17 protein-coding genes and 1 tRNA gene are annotated in these 15,635 nt (G+C 62.9%); 10 read left to right on the plus strand and 8 right to left on the minus strand.

What is annotated here, in order from left to right; genetic code table 11:
• Nucleotides 1-125: 125 nt before the first annotated feature.
• The 3 genes from X751_RS157235 to X751_RS157225 all read right to left on the minus strand — a co-directional run bounded on the left by X751_RS157235 (nucleotide 126) and on the right by X751_RS157225 (nucleotide 2,624).
• A complete protein-coding gene (locus X751_RS157235) occupies nucleotides 126-1,139 on the minus strand; it encodes an amino acid ABC transporter substrate-binding protein (protein WP_023686475.1) in 1,014 nt (337 codons plus the stop codon).
• Between the two features lie 152 nt (nucleotides 1,140-1,291).
• Nucleotides 1,292-2,251, minus strand: a complete 960-nt coding sequence (locus X751_RS157230) for a LysR family transcriptional regulator (protein WP_023686474.1) — start codon at nucleotides 2,249-2,251, stop codon at nucleotides 1,292-1,294.
• A gap of 283 nt (nucleotides 2,252-2,534) precedes the next feature.
• Nucleotides 2,535-2,624: transfer RNA gene (locus X751_RS157225), tRNA-Ser, on the minus strand.
• 359 nt (nucleotides 2,625-2,983) lie between these two features.
• On the opposite strand from X751_RS157225, the gene X751_RS157220 reads away from it, so the two are divergent.
• The 4 genes from X751_RS157220 (at nucleotide 2,984) to X751_RS157205 (ending at nucleotide 5,963) form a co-directional block, all read left to right on the plus strand.
• Nucleotides 2,984-3,730 carry a hypothetical protein gene (locus X751_RS157220; RefSeq protein WP_023744151.1) on the plus strand — a complete coding sequence of 249 codons (747 nt, stop codon included), beginning with the start codon at nucleotides 2,984-2,986 and terminating at the stop codon, nucleotides 3,728-3,730.
• A 117-nt stretch (nucleotides 3,731-3,847) separates the two neighbouring features.
• Nucleotides 3,848-4,171 (plus strand): hypothetical protein, encoded by a 324-nt coding sequence (locus X751_RS157215; protein WP_023744152.1) that lies wholly within the window; start codon nucleotides 3,848-3,850, stop codon nucleotides 4,169-4,171.
• Between the two features lie 252 nt (nucleotides 4,172-4,423).
• On the plus strand, nucleotides 4,424-5,413 hold the full coding sequence (locus tag X751_RS157210; RefSeq protein WP_023683177.1) for a BMP family ABC transporter substrate-binding protein: 990 nt from the start codon (nucleotides 4,424-4,426) through the stop codon (nucleotides 5,411-5,413).
• 88 nt (nucleotides 5,414-5,501) lie between these two features.
• Nucleotides 5,502-5,963: a GNAT family N-acetyltransferase gene (locus tag X751_RS157205; RefSeq protein ID WP_023744153.1), complete on the plus strand. Its 462-nt coding sequence runs from the start codon at nucleotides 5,502-5,504 to the stop codon at nucleotides 5,961-5,963.
• Here the strand turns inward: X751_RS157205 and X751_RS157200 are convergent.
• Both X751_RS157200 and X751_RS157195 read right to left on the minus strand, forming a co-directional pair.
• Complete coding sequence (locus X751_RS157200; RefSeq protein ID WP_023744154.1) at nucleotides 5,958-6,347, minus strand: hypothetical protein; 390 nt, start codon at nucleotides 6,345-6,347, stop codon at nucleotides 5,958-5,960. The two genes, X751_RS157205 and X751_RS157200, sit on opposite strands and share 6 nt — an antisense overlap.
• A 13-nt stretch (nucleotides 6,348-6,360) precedes the next feature.
• Nucleotides 6,361-6,567, minus strand: coding sequence for a SlyX family protein (locus tag X751_RS157195; protein WP_196813821.1), 207 nt, complete (start codon nucleotides 6,565-6,567; stop codon nucleotides 6,361-6,363).
• 218 nt (nucleotides 6,568-6,785) lie between these two features.
• Here X751_RS157195 and X751_RS157190 point away from each other — a divergent pair, with 218 nt between their 5' ends.
• The 6 genes from X751_RS157190 to deoA all read left to right on the plus strand — a co-directional run bounded on the left by X751_RS157190 (nucleotide 6,786) and on the right by deoA (nucleotide 13,077).
• On the plus strand, nucleotides 6,786-8,318 hold the full coding sequence (locus X751_RS157190; RefSeq protein WP_023698756.1) for an ABC transporter ATP-binding protein: 1,533 nt from the start codon (nucleotides 6,786-6,788) through the stop codon (nucleotides 8,316-8,318).
• Nucleotides 8,315-9,454 (plus strand): ABC transporter permease, encoded by a 1,140-nt coding sequence (locus X751_RS157185; protein WP_023744155.1) that lies wholly within the window; start codon nucleotides 8,315-8,317, stop codon nucleotides 9,452-9,454. The genes X751_RS157190 and X751_RS157185 overlap by 4 nt, the downstream gene beginning before the upstream one ends.
• 1 nt (nucleotide 9,455) lies before the next feature.
• Complete coding sequence (locus X751_RS157180) at nucleotides 9,456-10,427, plus strand: ABC transporter permease (RefSeq protein ID WP_023744156.1); 972 nt, start codon at nucleotides 9,456-9,458, stop codon at nucleotides 10,425-10,427.
• A gap of 107 nt (nucleotides 10,428-10,534) precedes the next feature.
• The gene (cdd, locus tag X751_RS157175; RefSeq protein WP_023683183.1) at nucleotides 10,535-10,927 is read left to right on the plus strand and encodes a cytidine deaminase; all 393 of its coding nucleotides are present in this window, start codon (nucleotides 10,535-10,537) and stop codon (nucleotides 10,925-10,927) included.
• A gap of 12 nt (nucleotides 10,928-10,939) precedes the next feature.
• On the plus strand, nucleotides 10,940-11,758 hold the full coding sequence (locus X751_RS157170; RefSeq protein WP_023744157.1) for a purine-nucleoside phosphorylase: 819 nt from the start codon (nucleotides 10,940-10,942) through the stop codon (nucleotides 11,756-11,758).
• Entirely contained in the window at nucleotides 11,758-13,077 is a 1,320-nt protein-coding gene (gene deoA / locus X751_RS157165; protein ID WP_023744158.1) for a thymidine phosphorylase, read from the plus strand. The genes X751_RS157170 and deoA overlap by 1 nt, the downstream gene beginning before the upstream one ends.
• Nucleotides 13,078-13,086: 9 nt before the next feature.
• Here the strand turns inward: deoA and X751_RS157160 are convergent, their stop codons facing one another.
• From X751_RS157160 to X751_RS157150, 3 genes are all read right to left on the minus strand, one after another.
• Nucleotides 13,087-13,650, minus strand: coding sequence for a TIGR02281 family clan AA aspartic protease (locus tag X751_RS157160; RefSeq protein ID WP_023695614.1), 564 nt, complete (start codon nucleotides 13,648-13,650; stop codon nucleotides 13,087-13,089).
• 129 nt (nucleotides 13,651-13,779) lie between these two features.
• Complete coding sequence (upp, locus tag X751_RS157155) at nucleotides 13,780-14,409, minus strand: uracil phosphoribosyltransferase (RefSeq protein WP_023671129.1); 630 nt, start codon at nucleotides 14,407-14,409, stop codon at nucleotides 13,780-13,782.
• Between the two features lie 170 nt (nucleotides 14,410-14,579).
• A complete protein-coding gene (locus X751_RS157150) occupies nucleotides 14,580-15,551 on the minus strand; it encodes an adenosine deaminase (RefSeq protein ID WP_023695615.1) in 972 nt (323 codons plus the stop codon).
• Nucleotides 15,552-15,635: the final 84 nt, after the last annotated feature.

Here is a 15,635-nt window from a genome sequence, read left to right on the forward strand (position 1 = left end):
CAGCGCCTTGCAACCATGCCTTTGCCTAAAGCGCGTCGCCATTGAACGGACTCAGGCGACGCGCTTTAGGGTCTTCGTTATGCATGTCGTGTCTCAAAACCGGGGCCATTTTTGAGCGACATGCGTTAGCGGATCGGCGGAGCGTATTGAACGCCGCCTTGGTTCCAGAGCGCGTTCATGCCGCGCTCCATTTTCAGCGGCGAATCCTTGCCGACATTGCGATCAAACACTTCGCCGTAATTGCCGACCTGCTTGATCACCTCGACCGGCCAGTTATCGCCGAGCCCGATGTCCTTGCCTATGCTGCCGTCCACGCCAAGCAAGCGGCGGATGCTGGGGTTGTCCGACGATTTCATGGCATCGACGTTCTTGGAGGTGACCCCGTATTCCTCCGCGGCCACCATGACGTAGAGCGTCCACTTCGCCACATTGAGCCACTGGTCGTCACCCTGCCGCACGGCCGGGCCAAGCGGCTCCTTGGAGATCAGCTCGGGAAGAACAATGCTGTCGTCCGGCTTGGCCATGCGAAGCCGCGACGCGTTCAAGGTGGAGGTGTCTGCGGACAAGACGTCGCAACGTCCCTCCTCATAAGCCTTCACTACAGCTTCCTCGTCTGCGAAACCAACCGTCGTGTACTTGATCGACTGCGAGCGAAAATAGTCGGCAAGGTTCAACTCGGTCGTGGTGCCCTGGGTGACGCATATCGATGCGCCGTCAAGTCCCTTGGCTGACGTGATATTGTCCGCCTTGCGCACCATGAACCCCTGGCCGTCATAGAAATACGTGCCGGCAAACAGTATGCCTAGCGACGTATCGCGGGACGATGTCCAGGTTGCGTTGTGGGCGAGAATGTCGATCTCTCCCGACTGCAAGGCGGTGAAGCGATCCTTTGGCGTCAATGGGATGAACTTGACCTTTTGCGCGTCCCCGAGCACGGCAGCGGCCACGGCGCGACAATAATCGACGACAAATCCGGTCCATTTGCCTTCATTGTCGGGAAGGCTGAAGCCAGCCGTGGCCGAATTCGTGCCACAGGTCAGCACGCCATTTTTCTTGACATTGTCGAGGGTTGCGGACCACGCCGAGGAGGCGGTGCACGCGATGGCGAGGGCAAGTAGGCCCTTGAACGTTGATCTCATTTCGGCATTCCCCTGTTATTGTTGAAGGGAATGTGCTCTCCAGGCCAAGTATTCGTCAAATCGATTGTTCTCATGGTGAAAATGAGCGTCGCTCATAGTTGCGAAGCACTCGCAGCTGAAAAGCGGTTGAGTGGTGAAGCAGCGCGCGCGACCTATTTTACGGCCGACCCCGGTGCTCCGACGGTGCCTTGGTGTCTCTTGCTCCGCGATTCGTTGTAGATTCCCACGATGATTTCCCGGAGCCACCTGGTTCCCGGGTCATTCGCCATCTGGCGGTGAACAATAAGCCAGGCATTCACATTCGCTATCGGAAGGGGTGGCGGGACCAACGTCACCTCACTCCTCTCATCCAGCATTTGCAGGATGGCATCACCGCAATGGGTAATCAGTTCAGTGCCGCGAAGCGCCCAGGGCAGCACCGGATAGTTCGAGATGGTCGCAACGACATTGCGGCGAAGACCCATCTGTTTGAGGGCGGCATCCGCGAGGCCTTCCGCCAGGCCATCTGCGGAAATCTGGAGGTGGGAACTGGCCAGATAGGTTTCCAGCGTCATTGCGCTTCTGGCGATCTTGCTTCCGCTCCACACTGCGCAAAACAATCGGTCCTGGCCAAGCTCCACCTTCAAGAGACCTGGGTCGTCGCGTATCGCTGCTCCCGTCAGCGCGCAGTCAACTTGTCTCAGATAGACCGATGAACCGATTTCGGGTCCGTTTGCGGGAATGACGTTCAGCGTCGCGCCAGGAGCTTGCCTGGAAAATTCTCGAATGAGGCCCGGGATGAAAACCATGGCATGATAATCTGTAAGTCCAACGCGAAAGTTGCGCCGCGTCGTTGCTGGATTGAAGATCTGATGCCGGTCGATCGATGCGCGGATCGTTGCGAGTGCGGCGGAAATATTCGACAGCAGCTCAACTGCCCGGGGAGTTGGCCGCATCTCGCCGCCATCTCTGGTGAACAATTCATCCTGCAATAGATACCGAAGCTTCGACAGGGAGTGGCTTACAGCTGATTGTGTTCTGCCCAATTCGGTAGCCGCCCGCGTCACGCTCCTTTCCCGCATCATCACGTCAAAGACCCGCAATAGATTGAGGTCGATATCGTTATAATTCATGGAATTACCTCATCTGCGACCTGAGACCGCACCAGGCGGCACTAACGCGTTGGTTGCGACGGTGACAGATGGGGCACGAAGAGTGAAGACAGAGGTCCGGCTACGCCTTTGAAACTCTGGCGGTTGAACAGGTGACGGCGACCGCCGGATCGCTCCGCGGCATTTCTGAGCCTGGCTTGGCGAGCAAGCCGGCAATCCGCCATGAACCCAGGGCGAGCATGTGAAGTAAAGTCAGCCGCACCCGCTGGGTGGGAAATCGCAGGCGGTTTCATTGGCTTGATAATGGCGGAGAGAGCGGGATTCGAACCCGCGTTACGGTCTCCCGTAAACACACTTTCCAGGCGTGCGCCTTCAACCACTCGGCCACCTCTCCGTCCTTGCATTCGCGCCGGCCGGTTTTGCCACGCGGGTTGGGGAGATGCATCCCTTTGGGATTTGCGGGAAGACCCGCTTGATGGACACCGCCAACCAGCGGATGCCCTTCCCGGCGCCCGTCAATCAAACAGGCGCGGGGCTCATCTAGTCGATCCGGCGCCGAATGCCAAGCCATAACGGCAGTCTATTCGCTTTGCCGGCCATGCATCGTTTCGCGGGGCGTTGAACGGCTCCGCTTCTAAGGCGCTTCGGTTCTGAATGGTGTGCACGGGCAAGGCGGCAGGGCCGGCCGCGCTTGACTTCGCCCCTCGCCACCTGTCGAGTGCGGCGGAGGCTTTGCGGGGGGCATCGTCCGACATGACATCGAGCAATGAACAGCCGGCCAGCGGAACGCCGGCCGGAGGCATGCCAGGCGGGCTGACGCCCGCAGGGCGTCCGGACAGCGGGCTGTCCTTCGTGCCCGTGGTCTGGCTCCTCTTCGTGATGGCATGGTCGGTCTACTGGCTGGTCTCGGCTCGGTGGCTGTTCGAGAGTTCCGGCCTACCGGACAGGGTCTTCTATTTCGTGCTTGGCGGACTGGCCTTCGACATCGTCACCATCGTGTGGGGGCTTTATCTGCTCGGCCTCGCCTTAAGCCGTTCCGCGCGCTTTCCGCGTCATTTCACCATCTGGCAGATCACCACCATCGCCTGGCGGCTGGCCGAGCAGGTCTATGCGCTGACCGTGCCCGATTTCACCGTCTCCGCCAGGGAGCTTGCGATCGCCGCCACCGAAATCGTCATCGGCCTGTTTTGCATTTACCTGCTGCGCCGCCGCGACGAGGCCAAGGCCTTTTATGCAAGGCCGGAAGCGCAGGCACCGTCAGCCTTTAGTTCGATCGTCGCCGCGCTGGCCGGCATCACCCTCGGCGCCGTCGTCGGCGCCGTCGCCGGCTTCGCGCTCGGCGCGGGGATCGCCGAAGCCACCGACATCAGCTGTTTCGAAGGCGGCTGCGGCTACTTCGCGGTGTTCATCGGCCTTGCCGGGCTGGTGGTCGGGGCCATTGGCGGCGGCGTCCTCGGCGTCTGGCTCGTCCATCGGCGGAGCCGAAAGGTTTCCATATAGGCGGGCGATAGGCTTCAAATTCGCGTATGGCGATTGCACGCCGGGCGTGCGCATTCTATTCCTCGCCTTGACCGGAAGGTCCTCGGGAGGAACTTGAGGATCGGGGAAGATTTTTCGATGTTGCGTTTTTTGTTTCGCCTCGCGGCCATGATCGCACTCTCGGTCGCCGTCATCATGGCCGTGCTCGACGCGACGCGCTCGGTGGCGGCTTCCGCATTGGTCATGACGCCGCTGAATTCGAGCTGGCTGGCGGTTTCGCCCGACACCCGCGCGGCCTTCGAGACCTTCGTGCGCGCCAAGGTCAATCCGGTGATATGGGATGGCGGCATCGCCTGGGTGCTTGCCCAGCCGGGGTTTGCCGTGTTCGCGGTGCTTGCCTTCATCCTCTATGCGATCGGCTACCGGCGCCGGCGGCGCGGCGGAGAATTCGCGCCGGGCTGATGGGTTGTGCCGGCGGACTTGCGACGACAACGCGGCCATCGTCCACAGCTGTCACCGCATTGGGCATGTTTTTCCAACGGGGGGCATGCTTTTCCAAAAGGTCAAAATTCCGCGTGAATTTTGTTTCGGGCCGTGCCAGATTGCCTTGAGCGGGAGGGGAGTACACTCCTGGCTGATGCCGCATGCCTGCCGGAGAACCGGGCAGGCGGACGGCGCGTAACGGAAAAAAATAACCGACAGGGTGTGGATCACATGAAACGTATCGTTCTCGGCCTCCTGGCCGCAACCGCAATGGTTCTTCCGGCTTTCGCCGCGGATGTCCAGCCGGCCATCCTCTACGATCTCGGCGGCAAGTTCGACAAGTCCTTCAACGAGGCTGCTTATCACGGGGCCGAAAAGTTCAAGACCGAGACCGGCACCGCCTATGTCGAGTTCGAAGTGTCGAACGCCTCGCAACGCGAGCAGGCGCTGCGCCGCTTCGCCGAGGACGGCCGCAACCCGATCGTCATGGCCGGGTTTGCCTGGGAGGATGCGCTGAAGGTGGTCGCGAAGGAATATCCCGATCTCAACTTCGCCATCATCGACGATGCCGTCGACATGCCCAATGTCCGCTCGCTGGTCTTCAAGGAAAACGAAGGCTCCTATCTCGTCGGTATCCTGGCGGCGATGGCCTCGAAGTCCAAGAAGGTCTCCTTCATCGGCGGCATGGACATTCCGCTGATCCGCAAGTTCGAATGCGGCTATGTCGGCGGCGCCAAGGCGGCCGGTGCGACCGATGTCATCCAGAACATGACCGGTGACACGCCCGCGGCGTGGAACGATCCGGCCAAGGGCGGCGAGATCGCCAAGACGCAGATCGACCAGGGCTCCGACGTCGTCTATGCCGCGGCCGGCGGCACCGGCGTCGGCGTGCTGCAGGCGGCGGCGGATGCCGGCAAGCTCGGCATCGGCGTCGATTCCAACCAGAACGGCCTGCAGCCCGGCAAGGTGCTGACCTCGATGCTGAAGCGCGTCGACGTTGCGGTCTACACCGCCTTCATGGACGGCAAGAACGGCACCTTCAAGGGCGGCCTGCAAAATCTCGGCCTCAAGGAAGGCGGCGTCGACTACGCCATGGACGACAACAACAAGGCGCTGGTCACCGACGAGATGAAGGCTGCCGTCGAAAAGGCCAAGGCCGACATCATCGCCGGCACGATCCAGGTGCACGACTACACCGCCGACAACGCCTGCCCGTATTGATCTGTATCCATTAGAGTTGAAACCGCCGGGCGAGAGTCCGGCGGTTTTGTTTTTGGGTTTGACGGGGGCCGCAACTTGAGAGGCGAGAGTGAAGCCGACCATCGGACCGATGACCGAACGCGATGTTGATGCAGTGGCGCGACTGCGCATCGCCGCCTTTTTCGAGGGCAGCGCAAGAACGCTGAATGAGGACGTCGCCGGGCTTCGCGAGTTGCTCAACGGAGATGGCTTCGAGGCGGCGCTTCTGGCGCGGATAAGGGACGTCCCGGTCGGGACCTGCCTGCTGGTTCGCCACGAACTTGAACCCGCGCATGAGCTGACGCCTTGGCTGGCGGGATTGGTCGTCGATAGCGACCACCGCGGCAAAGGGATCGGCCGCGCGCTGGTTGCAGCCATCGAAGCGCATGCAACCGCGATCGGTGTGGAGAGGACCTACCTCTATACGTGGGTGGCGCGAGACTTCTATGCCGGGCTCGGTTGGGCAGTGGTCGAGTCGTTTGAGCAGGACGGCTACCCGATGCTGCTGATGTCGCGCGAACTCGGCCTATAGCTGTCCGACGAGATAACCCAGCGCGAATACCATGATCAGCGCGATGGCGATGACGGCGCCGCGTCGGCCACCGAGCGAATGCACGCCGACGACGCCATAGGGCTTCCGCTCCAGTCTGCCGATCACCGGCTTCGCTTCGTCCTGGCCAACCACACGCATCTGCGGCAGTTCGGCGATGCGTTGCGAGATCAGCCGCCAGCGATCGCTGCCGCCCGATGGCGCACCACGGTCGAGGACATGCATGCGCTCGGCCAGCCGCATCACCGTGTCGCGGAAGGCGGGATCGATCTCCAGGTCGCGCTCGGCACGTTCGCGGTCGCGATCGTTCATCAGGCCAAGCACATAATCGCCCGCCGGCGCAACGCGGTCGCTTTCACCGGCCATAGGCTTCTCCTTGCTACCAGTGCGGCGGTTTGGTTATCGGCACGTCGGGTGCCGATTGTTCCTCCAGAGCCATGAAGCGCCCGGTCAGGGCATCGAGCTTGCGCTGCATGCGTTCGATCGCCGTCCACTGTTCGGCGATCTGGCCCGACAGTTCCTCGATGGTCTTTTCCTGCTCGGCGGCGCGGATTTCCAGCGTCGTCAGCCGGTCGACAGGCATGATCATTCGAAACTCCCCAGGTCCTGGTGCACGCAGTTGCAGCATGATGCGACTGTTGAGCCTTGCATATTAGTGAATGTGAAGGTCTGCGGCCACGTTCGAAATTGACAAGCGCACCGGGATTTGTCGAGAGTGGCCACTGCGCCGCCAATTGGCACGGGTGGGGCATCATGCTAGGCGTTTTGACCAAGCGATAAAAAAATAAGAGTGGGACAGGCTGCATGGCGCAAGCCGCAATCGAACTGATCGGCATCAACAAGAGTTTTGGCGCCGTTCGCGCCAATCGCGACATCAATCTGGAGATCGCACGCGGCACCATCCATGGCATCGTCGGCGAGAACGGCGCCGGCAAGTCGACGCTGATGTCGATCCTCTATGGCTTCTATCAGGCCGACAGCGGCGAGATCCGCGTCGGCGGCAAGCCGGCGTCGATCAAGACCTCCAACGACGCCATCGCGCTCGGCATCGGCATGGTGCATCAGCACTTCATGCTGGTCGACAATTTCACCGTGCTGGAAAACATCATCCTCGGCGCCGAAAGCGATGCGCTGTTGAAAAAGAGCATCGCCAAGGCGCGCTCCGAACTGGAGCGGCTCGAGCGCGAATACGGGCTGGAAGTCGATCCCGACGCCATCATCGAGGAATTGCCGGTCGGCCTGCAGCAGCGTGTGGAAATCCTCAAGGCGCTTTATCGCGGTGCCGAAATCCTGATTCTCGACGAGCCGACGGGCGTGTTGACGCCGGCCGAGGCCGACCATCTGTTCCGCATCCTCAGGCAATTGAAGGACCAGGGGAAAACGGTGGTGCTGATCACCCACAAGCTGCGCGAGATCATGGCCATCACCGACAATGTCTCGGTCATGCGCCAGGGCACGATGGTGGCGACGCGCGAGACCAGCAAGACGACAGTCGGCGAACTGGCCGAACTGATGGTCGGACGGCGCGTGCTGCTGCGGGTCGAAAAGGGCGAGACGGAGGCCGGCGCGGTCAAGCTCGCGGTCAAGAACCTGACGGTGAAAGACCAGCGCGGCGTCACCATGGTCGACGACATCTCCTTCGATATCCACGCCGGCGAGATCGTCGGCATTGCCGGTGTCGCCGGCAACGGCCAGTCCGAACTGCTCGAGGCGATTTCCGGCATCAGGCGCGCGGTTTCCGGCTCGGTGATGCTCGATGGCAAGCCGATCGACCTGACCGGGGCCGCCGATCCCGGCGAGTTGCGCGACCGTGGGCTCGCCCATGTGCCGGAGGACCGCCATCATGTCGGCCTGGTGCTGGCCTTCGAGGAGAACGAGAATTCGATCCTCGGCTACCATGACGACCCGCGCTACCTCAAAGGGCCGTTCCTCAACATCGACGCCATCATGACCGATGCCAAGGACAAGATCGAGAAATACGACATCCGTCCCGGCAATCCGCGTCTGAAGACGGCGAATTTCTCCGGCGGCAACCAGCAGAAGATCGTGCTGGCGCGAGAAATGGAGCAGGACCCCGGTGTTCTGATCGTCGGCCAGCCGACACGCGGCGTCGATGTCGGCGCCATAGAATTCATCCACAAGCGGCTGATTGCCATGCGCGACCAGGGCAAGGCGGTGCTGGTGGTGTCGGTCGAGCTCGACGAGATCCGTTCGCTGTCCGACCGCATCCTGGTGATGTTTGCCGGGCGCATCGTCGGCGAACGCGGCCCGGAGGCGACCGAAGGCGAGCTTGGTCTGCTGATGGCAGGCGTCGATCGCCAGGAGGCGGCAGAGTGAGCACGCCTTACGCCAAGCTGCCGGCCTGGGCCGATTATGGGCTGATCCCGCTGATCAATCTGTCAGTGGCCTTCATCGTTGCCGGTTTCGTCGTCATGCTGGTCGGCGAAAACCCGTTTCGTGCCGCCGTCATCCTGGTCGAGGGCGCTTTCGGCAAGGGAACCGGCATTGCCTTCACGCTGTTCTATGCCACCACCTTCATCTTCACCGGCCTGTCTGTGGCGGTGGCCGCGCATTGCGGCCTGTTCAACATCGGGACCGAGGGCCAGGCCTATATTGCCGGCCTTGGCGTGGGCGTGGTCTGCCTCGCCTTCGACACTGTGCTGCCGTGGTGGCTGACCTTTCCGCTGGCGATCGTCGCCGGAGCCGCCGTCGGTGCGCTGTGGGCGCTGATCCCGGCCTATCTGCAGGCCAAGCGCGGGTCGCACATCGTCATCACCACCATCATGTTCAACTTCATCGCGGCCTCGATCATGGTCTACCTCCTGGTCGGGCCGTTGAAGCCGGCAGCGTCGCAGGCGCCGCAGACGCGCAACTTCCTCGCCGGCGCCGAACTGCCCAAGCTCAACTGGATCATCGAACTGTTCGGCGCCAAGATCCGCTCGGCGCCGTTCAACATCTGCTTCCTGCTGGCGCTGGTCATGGCCTTCCTGGTCTGGCTGCTGATCTGGCGCACCAAGCTCGGCTACGAGATGCGCACCTACGGGCACAGCCCGAAAGCGGCGCGCTATGCCGGCATTTCGGAGACCCGCATCATCATCATCGCGATGATGATTTCGGGCGCGCTGGCCGGCATGATGACGCTGAACCCGGTGATGGGCGACCAGCACAATGTGGCGATCGATTTCGTCTCCGGCGCCGGCTTCGTCGGCATCGCCGTGGCGCTGATGGGCCGACTGCATCCGGTCGGCATCGTGCTGGCGGCGATCCTGTTCGGCATGCTCTACCAGGGCGGCGCCGAACTTGCCTTCGAAATGCCGGCGATTTCCCGCGACATGATCGTCATCATCCAGGGTTTGGTCATCATGTTTGCCGGTGCGCTGGAGCACATGTTCCGGCCCTACGTCCAGGCGCTGTTCGCCTCGTTCAGTCCAAGGTCGGTCGGCATCGAAGCGGTCAAAGGGAAGGGCGCCTGAGATGGACGTCTTCATCGCCATCGTGCAGATCCTGGACTCGACCATACGCCTGTCGGTGCCGCTGCTGCTCGCTTGCCTCGCCGGCCTCTATTCGGAACGCGCAGGCGTTTTCGACATCGGGCTGGAAGGCAAGATGCTGGTCGGCGCCTTTGCAGGTGCGGCCGCCGCTTCGGTCTTCCATTCGGTCTTCCTCGGTCTCGGCATGGCGATCGTGATGTCGGTCGCCTTTGCCCTGGTGCACGGCTTCGCCTCGATCACCCATCGCGGCAACCAGATCGTCTCCGGTGTGGCCATCAACTTCGTCGCCGCCGGCTCGACCATCATTCTGGGCCAAGCCTGGTTCCAGCAGGGCGGGCGAACGCCGGCGCTGCAGCCGGGCGAGCGTTTCGAGGCCATCACTCTGCCTGGTGCTGCCGCGATCCACGACGTGCCGATCATCGGGCCAATCTATTCCGAGCTGCTCTCTGGCCATTCGATCCTGGTCTATCTCGCTTTCGCCATGGTGCCGTTCACCTGGTGGGTGTTGTTTCGCACCCGCTTCGGCCTGCGCCTGCGCGCCGTCGGCGAGAACCCGGCCGCCGTCGACACCGCCGGCATCTCGGTCGCCTGGCTGCGCTACCGGGCGCTGATCTGCACCGGCGTGCTGACCGGCATTGCCGGCGCCTACCTCTCGATGGTGCAGAATGGCGGCTTCGTGAAGGACATGACCGCCGGCAAGGGCTACATCGCGCTGGCGGCGCTGATCTTTGCCAAATGGCGACCGGTGAACGCCATGTTCGCCTGTCTTCTGTTCGGCTTCCTCGACGCGGCGGCGATCCGCCTGCAGGGTTCGCCGCTGCCGTTGATCGGCAAGGTGCCGGTGCAGTTCATGCAGGCGCTGCCCTATGTGCTGACCGTGATCCTGCTTGCCGGCTTCATCGGCAAGGCGATCCCGCCACGCGCCGGCGGCGTGCCTTATGTCAAGGAACGGTGATCCGGGCGCCCAGGAGCACTGTGTCGAACATGCGGCTGGTGCTCGAAAGGCGCCAGGAAAACGCAAATGGCCGGGTTTTGACCACGATCGTCGGAGAGAACACCTGAATGTCGCATGATCTGTTCGAAGCCGCGCAGGAGGCCATGGCCAAGGCCTACGCGCCCTATTCGAAGTTTCCGGTGGGTGCGGCGTTGCGCACCGAAGACGGCCGTGTCTTCACCGGCGCCAACATCGAGGTCGCGTCCTATCCGGAAGGCTGGTGCGCCGAGACCACGGCGCTCGGCCATTACATCATGGGCGGTGGCGGGAAGATTGTGGAAATCGCCGTCATTGCCTCGCGCATGGCGAAATGCTCGCCCTGCGGCGGCTGCCGGCAAAGGCTGGCGGAATTCTGCCGGCCGGACACGAAGCTCTATCTTTGCGACAACACCGGCGTGGTCGAGACCGTGACGATGGGCGACATGCTGCCCTACGGGTTTCGTGGCGACATTTTGAAGTGAGAGTTGGCTGATATGAAGGAAGCTCTGGACCACCTCGTCGAAAGGCTGGACGGGTTGGCGCCGACCACCGCCATGGTGCTGGGGTCGGGCCTTGGCGGGCTTGTCGACCAGGTCGAGAATGCCGTGCGCATCTCTTATGCCGACCTGCCGGGTTTCCCCCGCAGCGGGGTGACTGGCCATGCCGGCGAGGTGGTCGCGGGGCTTTTCGCCGGCACGCCGGTGCTGATGCTGTCCGGCCGCGCCCATTATTACGAGCACGGCGTTGCTGCGGCGATGCGGCCGGCGCTGGAGGTGCTTGCCGGCATCGGCATCACCAAGCTGATCCTTACCAATGCCGCCGGCTCGGTCGATCCCGACATGCTGCCTGGATCGGTGATGCTGATCACCGATCACATCAATTTCTCCGGCTCCAACCCGCTGATCGGCGAGCCGAGCGACCGCCGCTTCGTCGGCCTGACCGAAGCCTATGATGCCGGCTTGCGCGCGGCGATCGAACGGGCGGCGAAGGCGACAGGGACGGCGCTGCACAAGGGCGTCTATATGTGGTTTTCCGGTCCGTGTTTCGAAACCCCTGCTGAAATCCGCGTGGCCCGCGTCATGGGCGCCAATGCGGTAGGGATGTCGACCGTGCCGGAGGTCATTCTCGCCCGCTTCCTTGGGCTTCGCGTAGCCGCCTGTTCGGTGATCACCAATCTCGCCGCCGGGATGACCGGGGCGGAACTGTCGCACCAGGAGACCAAGGACATGGCGCCGATCGGCGGCGCACGGCTGGCGACGATCCTTGCGCATGTGTTCCAGGATGGGTTGCCGGAGCTGAAGGGCGACGCCTGATGCTTCCCCAGGAAATCATCCGCCGCAAGCGCGATGGCCAGAAACTGTCGGCGCAGGAGATTTCGGCCTTTGTCGCCGGCGTAACTTCGGGCAGCGTCTCGGACGGTCAGGTCGGCGCCTTTGCCATGGCGGTGTTCTTCAACGGCATGAACCGCGACGAGGCGGTGGCGCTGACGCTCGCCATGCGCGATTCCGGCGATGTGCTCGACTGGTCGGACCTGCCGGGTCCGGTCACCGACAAACATTCGACCGGCGGCGTCGGCGACAATGTCTCGCTGATGCTGGCGCCGATCGTCGCCGCTTGCGGCGCCTATGTGCCGATGATCTCCGGCAGGGGCCTTGGGCATACCGGCGGCACGCTGGACAAGATGGACGCCATCCCGGGCTATATCAGCCAGCCGGATATCGCGCGCTTCCGCAAGACGGTGCTCGAGACCGGCTGTGCCATCATCGGACAGACCGCCGATCTCGCGCCCGCCGACCGTCGCCTCTATGCGATCCGCGATGTGACCGGAACGGTGGAATCGGTGCCGCTGATCACTGCCTCTATCCTGTCGAAGAAACTCGCGGCCGGCCTGCGGTCGCTGGTGCTCGACGTCAAGGTCGGCAATGGCGCCTTCATGGAGAAGTCGCGCGACGCGACAGCACTGGCCAACAGCCTGGTCGAGATCGCCAACGGCGCCGGCCTGAAGGCCTCGGCGCTGGTCACCGGTATGAACGAGCCGCTGGCGTCGGCGGCCGGCAACGCGGTCGAGGTGCGCAACGCCGTCGATTTCCTCACCGGAAGGTTCCGCGACAAGCGACTGGAGGATGTGACGCTGGCGCTGGCCGCCGAGATGCTGCAATCGGCAGGGCTGGCGTCGTCCAATCAGGACGGTCTCAGGCGCGCGGCCGAGACGCTGGCCGGCGGCCGCGCGGCGGCCGCCTTCGCGCGTATGGTCGCAGCCCTTGGCGGTCCCGCCGATTTCGTCGACAAGCCGGAAAAATACCTGCCGAAAGCGGCGGTGGAGTTTGCGGTCAAGGCGACAGGCAACGGTTTTGCCACCGCTATTGCCACCCGCGATATCGGCCTTGCTGTGGTCGGGCTCGGTGGCGGGCGCACGCGGCCGGACGACAGGATCGACCATGCGGTCGGCATCACCAGGCTGCTGCCGCTCGGCGCCGAGGTGCGGGCCGGCGAGCCGCTGGCGCTGGTCCACGCCCGCACGCAAGTGGAGGCCGAAGCGGCCGCAGCCGCCGTGCTTTCGGCCTATACGATCGGGGCGTCGAAACCAGCCGCCGACAAGACTGTCATCCGGCGCGTGCTGCCGCGCGGGTAGCGGAACGCGCTACTGCACCAGTAACAGTGTGCCGTTTTCGACCTGGTATTTTGCCAGCCGCTGCAAAAAGCTCATGCCAATGAGGTTGGTGCGCAGAGCCTTGTCGTCGAGCACTACCGCCTGGACGTTGTCGACGCTGATCTTGCCGATCTGCAGGCGATCGATGTTGACCACGGCGGCCCTGATCGCGCCATTGGCGGTGTTGACCTGCTGGTTGAAGTCCGACGGGTTGAGCGAGATGCCGATGCGGCGCGCCGTCGAGGTGTTAATGGCGACCAAAGTGGCGCCGGTGTCGATCATGCCGTCGACCTGGCGGCCGTTGAGCTTGAAGGCGGAGGTGAAATGGCCGCGCTCGTCAGCCGCCACCAATACTTTGCGCCCAGTGGGCAGCGGTGCGGCCGGCTTGCCGGGAACCGAGGCCATGTTCAGTTCGGGCTGAGGCTGCGCGGACGGCTTGCCGGCGACGGTCGACTTCAACAGGTTGTCGAGAATCTGCGGATTCGACTGATAGACGATCGGGATCGATGCCGACGTTCCGGCGAACACGCCCAGAATGACAAGCTTGCGCAGCATGAATGGACCTTCGTGAAGGCCCATTCTTGCCCACGTATGGTGTGTGCCGCTTTAACGCCAACCCGAAACCGCGGCTTTGCGTAAACGGGCGGTAAACGACTGGATGTCAGCTGGCCTTGCCAGCCGCCGTCATTTGGTTCCGTACATGCGGTCGCCGGCATCGCCGAGGCCGGGCATGATGTAGCCCTTCTCGTTGAGCTGGCGGTCGATGGAAGCGGTGAACACGGGAACATCCGGATGCGCCTTGGTGAAGCGCTCGATGCCTTCTGGCGCCGCCAGCAGGCAAAGGAAACGGATGTTGGTGGCGCCGCGCTCCTTCAGCTTGTCGATGGCCGCGATGGCCGAGTTCGCGGTCGCCAGCATCGGATCGACGACGATCACCAGCCGGTCGGCGAGATCGCTCGGCGCCTTGAAGAAATATTCCACCGCCTCCAGCGTTTCGTGATCGCGGTAGAGGCCGACATGCGCGACGCGGGCCGCCGGGACCAGGTCGAGCAGGCCTTCGAGCAGGCCATTGCCGGCGCGCAGCACCGAGGCGAAGACCAGCTTCTTGCCCTCCAGCGTCGGCGCTTCCATGGTTTCCATCGGCGTTTCGATGGTCGTCGTCGTCAGTTCGAGGTTGCGGGTGACCTCGTAGCCGAGCAGGAGCGAGATCTCGCGCAGCAGCCGCCGGAAACCGGCGGTCGACGTCTCCTTCTTGCGCATGATGGTGAGCTTGTGCTGGACAAGCGGGTGGTCGACGACGGTGACGCCCTGCATGGGTTGCTCCAGTGAATGGTGAATGGTGAATGGTGAATAGTGAATAGTGAGCAGGTTTGCGAGTCCCGATGGATCGATCATTGCGGTTGACAGGCCGAAGAGCCGGCAAACCATTCACCATTCACCATTCACCATTCACCATTCACCATTCACCATTCACCATTCACCATTCACCTCTTCGCATCGAGCCGGGCAAGCAGCGCGCTTTTCGTCTTCCTGTCGACGAAAGCCGCCTCGATCGCGGTTCGCGTGATGGCGGCCAGCGCCTTTTCGTTCATGGCGAAATGCTCGGCGGCGATGTCGTATTCGCGCTTCAGCGAAGTCCAGAAATAGGGCGGGTCGTCAGAATTCAGCGTCACCTTGCAGCCGGCTGCCTGCAGCGCAGGGAAAGGGTGATCGGCGAAACTGTCGTAGACCTTGAGCGCGATGTTGGAGCCGGGGCAGCATTCCAGCACGATGCCCTCATCGGCGATGCGCCGCACCAGATCGGGGTTTTCGATGGCGCGCACGCCATGGCCGATGCGCGACGGGCGGATATGGTCGAGTGCGGCCTGCACCGTCTCCCATCCGGTCAGCTCGCCGGCATGGATGGTGATGCCGAGGCCGGCTTCGCGGGCGATCTCGAAGGCCCTGACATAATCCTCCATCTCGCCCATGCGCTCGTCGCCGGCGACGCCGAAGCCGGTGACCAGCGGATTTCCGCAGCGCGCCGCAAAGCGCGCCGCCTGCTCGATCGACTCGACGCCGACATGGCGTACGCCGGTGACGATCATGCGGCCCTCGATGCCGGTCTTGGCTTTGGCGCGCAGCATGCCTTCGCCGAGCGCATCGGTATAGGCCTTGGGCGACAGGCCGGCCCTGACGGCATGGTCGGGCGAGGTGAAGACCTCGGAATAGATGGCGCCGTCGCGGGCAAGGCTGGTCAGATAATGGTCGGCGAGGCGGGCATAATCCTCCTCGGTGCGGAACAGGTCGGCGGAAAAATCATAAGCCGCCAGGAACGAGGTGAAATCATGCCAGACGAAGGAGCCGTTCTGGATATAAAGCGAGGTGTCCTTGCCGTATTTCTGCGCCTGACGGATGACGAGTTCGGGCGCCGCTGCCCCCTCGATGTGGCAGTGCAGTTCTGCTTTCAAAGGCATGCAGTTATCCCGTCTCATCAGTCCAGGCCGTAAAGCCCACCACCTGGAAGCGCGGCCGAACACCGCGCCTTAAACAATAGCGCC

The sequence above is a fragment of the Mesorhizobium sp. LNJC394B00 genome (genome assembly GCF_000502555.1).
GTDB lineage: Bacteria > Pseudomonadota > Alphaproteobacteria > Rhizobiales > Rhizobiaceae > Mesorhizobium.

Bases quoted from the DNA above. Each gene is read 5' to 3' on its own strand.
- cdd (WP_023683183.1), top strand. From the start codon at position 10,535: ATGTCGCATGATCTGTTCGAAGCCGCGCAGGAGGCCATGGCCAAGGCC.
- X751_RS157235 (WP_023686475.1), bottom strand. From the start codon at position 1,139: ATGAGATCAACGTTCAAGGGCCTACTTGCCCTCGCCATCGCGTGCACC.
- X751_RS157215 (WP_023744152.1), top strand. From the start codon at position 3,848: ATGTTGCGTTTTTTGTTTCGCCTCGCGGCCATGATCGCACTCTCGGTC.
- X751_RS157190 (WP_023698756.1), top strand. From the start codon at position 6,786: ATGGCGCAAGCCGCAATCGAACTGATCGGCATCAACAAGAGTTTTGGC.
- X751_RS157180 (WP_023744156.1), top strand. From the start codon at position 9,456: ATGGACGTCTTCATCGCCATCGTGCAGATCCTGGACTCGACCATACGC.
- upp (WP_023671129.1), bottom strand. From the start codon at position 14,409: ATGCAGGGCGTCACCGTCGTCGACCACCCGCTTGTCCAGCACAAGCTC.
- X751_RS157170 (WP_023744157.1), top strand. From the start codon at position 10,940: ATGAAGGAAGCTCTGGACCACCTCGTCGAAAGGCTGGACGGGTTGGCG.
- X751_RS157220 (WP_023744151.1), top strand. From the start codon at position 2,984: ATGACATCGAGCAATGAACAGCCGGCCAGCGGAACGCCGGCCGGAGGC.
- X751_RS157210 (WP_023683177.1), top strand. From the start codon at position 4,424: ATGAAACGTATCGTTCTCGGCCTCCTGGCCGCAACCGCAATGGTTCTT.
- X751_RS157150 (WP_023695615.1), bottom strand. From the start codon at position 15,551: ATGCCTTTGAAAGCAGAACTGCACTGCCACATCGAGGGGGCAGCGGCG.
- X751_RS157230 (WP_023686474.1), bottom strand. From the start codon at position 2,251: ATGAATTATAACGATATCGACCTCAATCTATTGCGGGTCTTTGACGTG.
- deoA (WP_023744158.1), top strand. From the start codon at position 11,758: ATGCTTCCCCAGGAAATCATCCGCCGCAAGCGCGATGGCCAGAAACTG.
- X751_RS157160 (WP_023695614.1), bottom strand. From the start codon at position 13,650: ATGCTGCGCAAGCTTGTCATTCTGGGCGTGTTCGCCGGAACGTCGGCA.
- X751_RS157200 (WP_023744154.1), bottom strand. From the start codon at position 6,347: ATGGCCGGTGAAAGCGACCGCGTTGCGCCGGCGGGCGATTATGTGCTT.